The 507-nt window shown below is 62.5% G+C and carries 1 protein-coding gene; it reads left to right on the forward strand.

The window, feature by feature from the left end:
• Positions 1-124: 124 nt before the first annotated feature.
• Positions 125-507: transposase (locus BQ17_RS19275; protein ID WP_141699384.1), on the forward strand; the 383-nt coding region annotated here is incomplete at its 3' end.

Raw genomic sequence — 507 nt, forward strand, 5'->3', positions numbered from 1 at the left:
TTACAAGCCAGGCGTCGCCCGTGCCCAGGCCGCACGCCTGCCCGCCCGGATTGAAGACTAGGTCAGCGAAACCAACCGCGTTCGGGCGGTCGACGCCTACGTCGATACACTCGACCTGCCGGCGTTGGGGTTTACCAATGCGACGGGTGAGCTCACGCCCGGTCAGCCGGCGTTCGATCCTGGCGCGCTCCTCAAGCTATATGTTTACGGCGATCTCAACCGGGTGCGCAGCTCCCGGCGTCTGGAGCGTGAGTGCCGGCGCAACCTGGAGTTGAGCTGGCTGCAGGAGGGATTAGTCCCAAGCTACCGCACCATCGCTGAGTTTCGGCGCGTGAACGGGACCGCCCTGCGTGCGGCCAACCGTGATTTCATCGTGCTGTGCCAAGAACTCGAGCTGGTGGGCAGAGAAACCATCGGTATCGACGGCTCGTTTTTCCAGGCCAGCGCCAGTGACGCCAGCATCAAGACCAAGAAGCGTTTGGAAACCGAACTCAAGAAGATCGAGCG

This window comes from Candidatus Thiosymbion oneisti, from assembly GCF_900092655.1.
Taxonomy (GTDB): domain Bacteria; phylum Pseudomonadota; class Gammaproteobacteria; order Chromatiales; family Chromatiaceae; genus Thiosymbion; species Thiosymbion oneisti.